Genomic DNA, 3,169 nt, shown 5'->3' with positions numbered 1-3,169 from the left:
GAAACGCGAGCATTGAGTGCCCGATTCGCCGAGCGTTAAAGCCGCGCTGCTTGTGCAGGGTCGACTGCTTTGACTTCTACGGTCACGTCCATTGACAGGAAGGCGTCAGCCGCACCCATGAAGCTCCCTGAGACCGGAACGGCCTGGGCGGTGTCGCGTGTCACGGCGACCGGGACAAGGTTGGCGCCGCCCATGCTGCGGTTCGTCGGATCGAATGTGATCCAACCGGCGCCCGGAACGAACACTTCAGCCCAAGCATGGGTTGATCCATAGTCCGTCGAGCCGGTGAGTGAACTGTCCGGATTGAACAGATAGCCTGAGACGATCCGGGCGCCGAAGCCCAGACTGCGCACCGCCTCCACGAATAGTAAGGCGAAGTCCCTGCACGAGCCCCAACCCCGATCGAGAGTGGTCAACGGCGATTGTGTGCCTTCTTCTTCCCGGCTCTGGTAGGAGATGGAGGATGCGACGCCCAGACTGATATCCTTGAGGAGGGACAGCGTATCGGTCGGCGTGCCAGCGACGAAGCCGCGCGCCCATGTCGCAAGCCGCTGCTCGACGTCCTCATACTGCTGAACGGTCAACGCACCGAGATCAGTCCAATCACTGTCGATGTACAGAAAAGGATAGTTGATTGCCGACACCGCAATGTCGAAGACGGGCCATGGAGCCGCCGTCAAATCCACGGTCGCCATGCTGTCCACCACCAAACTATCGCTTGAGGTCTGGAATGTCGCTGAGGCGATCGCATTGCCGAATACGTCGTGCGACCAGCTCAGCTCAGCCTCGGGGGAAATGGAAATCTCATGGCTCAGCAGCCTGAGCTCGCGGCCTTCACGTGGCCTGAGCATAAGGCGGTGCGGCGACAGCGACACCTTCTCTCGAAAAGTGTAAGTCGTACGATGATGAATGTTGAGCATCGGCATAGCAACGGACCCTAAAAGCTGATGGCGAGGCCGCTGCCCCTGAGACAGGGCAAAGGCATATCTTCCGCGCGCCGCACCGGTTCATCAACGCATCAGTCCGGCAGCCCGAAGCAGCCCCGGACTCATCACCAGACCCGATTGCCCTTCGGATCAGTCATCGCTGATCGATGGGAGATGCAGCTTGACCTCGCGGCGCTGCTTTTCATCCAGAGGCTCGATATGCTCCTTCCAGAATGACGATGCCATGGCTGGTTCATCGTCCCACTTTCGCGTGCTGACGATGTTGTCGTCGACCTTCACTCGCCGACGCCCACCGAGGCGCAGGTACTCCGCCGCCAGCCGCAGGGATGGCGTCTGAGCATCTTCGCGAATGCCTGTGTTTTCGCTGTTTTTATTCTTCTCGAGGAACATAACCAGCGCCTCACGCTCGGGACCGAACGGCCGCTGATTCAAGAATGCATCGACCGACGAACTTGTTTCGTGGCCGCCAGAGGATGCGTTCCCCCGGTGGAGGACGAAAAGCCCGCTGGTCGCAGCGTCCTTTCCAACGAACCACTTGTCTCCATTCGAACTCGAAGCAAATTCTTGCAGATCGGTCATGTCGTAATCCTCTTTTTCAGCTGTCTGTTCATAGGACAAGGAAAGCCGTGGCCTCTCGGATCAGCCTATTCGCAACGGTGATCCCGGATCTTTGAGCGTCGCAGATCAAAGCTTATGCCGGCGTCCCAAGATCCGTCAGACCTGTTACCGATCAGTCGAGCCGGCGCGAAAGTGGATAGCCTGGCGCGTCATAGAGCGCTCGTATCTGCTTTTGATCAAAACGCGCCTCGTCAATCTCCAACATAGAGCCACGCTGCTGACTTTGTGGCATGTCTTCTATTGCGAAACGGAGGGCCTCGGCTGCTGTCTCGAAGCGTCGATAGCGAGGGCCGCTCGTTCCGGCTTTCGACTTGCCGGTGTAAAGACCAGCTCCGCCCGTATAATCGAACCGAGTCACATTTGCTCCCTCGCGCTTGCGACAGGATGACGGAGGCGACGGGCGGCATCTCTGACGGTTCGTTCGCTATCGCGCAGTTCGCGCTTGCGCAGTTGCATCCCCTTTCGAAGGTTCAAGAGCTTTTCGGCACTGGAACCGGCTTCGGGGCCAGGTGCACGAAATAGCGCCTCTGCGGATTTTCGGGTGATGTAGTTTGTCATTTTGTCCTCGAGTAATGAGCGCGGTATCGCGCCCTTTGCGATGATATTGGTGTGACAGCGCCCAGCTTATTTCTTACTGACACTCGCCGTGTGGCCGCCCGTGAGCTTGACCTGCGAGCCAGATGGCGCGGGTGCCGCTGCTGCGGATTTGTCTTTTTTCGGTTTACGGATTTCGCGGTTGCTACGCGTTTGGCCTTTGGCCATGGGCTTATCCTTCGTCGCGCGATACATGTCGGCGCTGTTTGAGCTGGAGTGATTTGGGTCGGCGTTTGTCTAGAGGGAAATTTGCTAAACTGGGAGGAGCGTCCTACCCTGTAGTATCGTCCGCATGCGCGTTTTTCCGTCGACGCCGAAATTCGGAAAGGCACTTATTGCCGCCAAGGGCAGATCTCGCGTAGCGTCGCCGGTGACCGCAGTTTTGAGAAGCGCGCCAAGGACCGCTTGCTCATGATAGCCGAACGTACTGGAACGAGCCAGATTTTGTGAAACGTAGCCGGAATACTCGTTGGAAGACATCGCGTCCTCCTCTCGGTTGGGTGAAGCCATCGGAAAGACAGCGATACCTATGACACGGCGACTGCGTCTGCCACATGCCTGCCTCGCCGCTTGAGCAGGCTATTGTCATTTCTGCCTGCAATGCCGCTCGGGCCGGATGTTGCAGCGGTCGAAACCGGACCCGTCCTTTCGGACGCTTCGGAGATTAAATTGCCAATCTCTGTGGCAGGAAAAACAAAAGGCCGGGCATGAACCCGACCTCTCACAGTCATTCAGCTTTGCTGCCAGTACATCCGTGGTCAGCGGTGCGAATGACCTTATTACGCCGCCTGAAGGTTGTCGGCGGAGTTCTTGCCTGACTTGCGGTCCTGGACGATGTCATAAGTGATCTTCTGACCATCCGAGAGTGAACGCATTCCGGCGCGCTCGACGGCCGACACGTGCACGAAGACATCCGTGCTGCCATTGTCAGGCTGAATGAAGCCGAAGCCTTTGGTGGAGTTAAACCACTTTACAGTACCAGTGTTCATAACGATTTCCTTTCAAAGCAA

Annotated in this window: 6 protein-coding genes; all 6 read right to left on the bottom strand. The window is 57.6% G+C overall.

From position 1 onward, the window contains the following. Positions 1-35 precede the first annotated feature (35 nt). The 6 genes from VQ830_RS28515 to VQ830_RS28490 all read right to left on the bottom strand — a co-directional run bounded on the left by VQ830_RS28515 (position 36) and on the right by VQ830_RS28490 (position 3,148). Positions 36-926, bottom strand: a complete 891-nt coding sequence (locus VQ830_RS28515; RefSeq protein ID WP_337271514.1) for a transglutaminase family protein — start codon at positions 924-926, stop codon at positions 36-38. A 150-nt stretch (positions 927-1,076) separates the two neighbouring features. Further along, entirely contained in the window at positions 1,077-1,526 is a 450-nt protein-coding gene (locus tag VQ830_RS28510; RefSeq protein WP_337271513.1) for a hypothetical protein, read from the bottom strand. Between the two features lie 151 nt (positions 1,527-1,677). Beyond that, positions 1,678-1,923, bottom strand: coding sequence for a hypothetical protein (locus VQ830_RS28505; protein ID WP_337271512.1), 246 nt, complete (start codon positions 1,921-1,923; stop codon positions 1,678-1,680). Beyond that, positions 1,920-2,123: a hypothetical protein gene (locus VQ830_RS28500; RefSeq protein ID WP_337271511.1), complete on the bottom strand. Its 204-nt coding sequence runs from the start codon at positions 2,121-2,123 to the stop codon at positions 1,920-1,922. The genes VQ830_RS28505 and VQ830_RS28500 overlap by 4 nt, the downstream gene beginning before the upstream one ends. A gap of 288 nt (positions 2,124-2,411) precedes the next feature. Beyond that, positions 2,412-2,639 (bottom strand): hypothetical protein, encoded by a 228-nt coding sequence (locus VQ830_RS28495; protein ID WP_337271510.1) that lies wholly within the window; start codon positions 2,637-2,639, stop codon positions 2,412-2,414. Positions 2,640-2,938: 299 nt separating this feature from the next. Then, positions 2,939-3,148, bottom strand: coding sequence for a cold-shock protein (locus VQ830_RS28490; protein ID WP_029870033.1), 210 nt, complete (start codon positions 3,146-3,148; stop codon positions 2,939-2,941). Between the last annotated feature and the right edge of the window lie 21 nt (positions 3,149-3,169).

It is taken from the genome of Oryzifoliimicrobium ureilyticum (assembly GCF_037199735.1).
GTDB classification, from domain to species: Bacteria; Pseudomonadota; Alphaproteobacteria; order Rhizobiales; family Rhizobiaceae; genus Rhizobium; species Rhizobium ureilyticus.
Note: the sequence above shows the minus strand (reverse complement) of the source record. Positions and strands in the feature narration are given on the sequence as shown.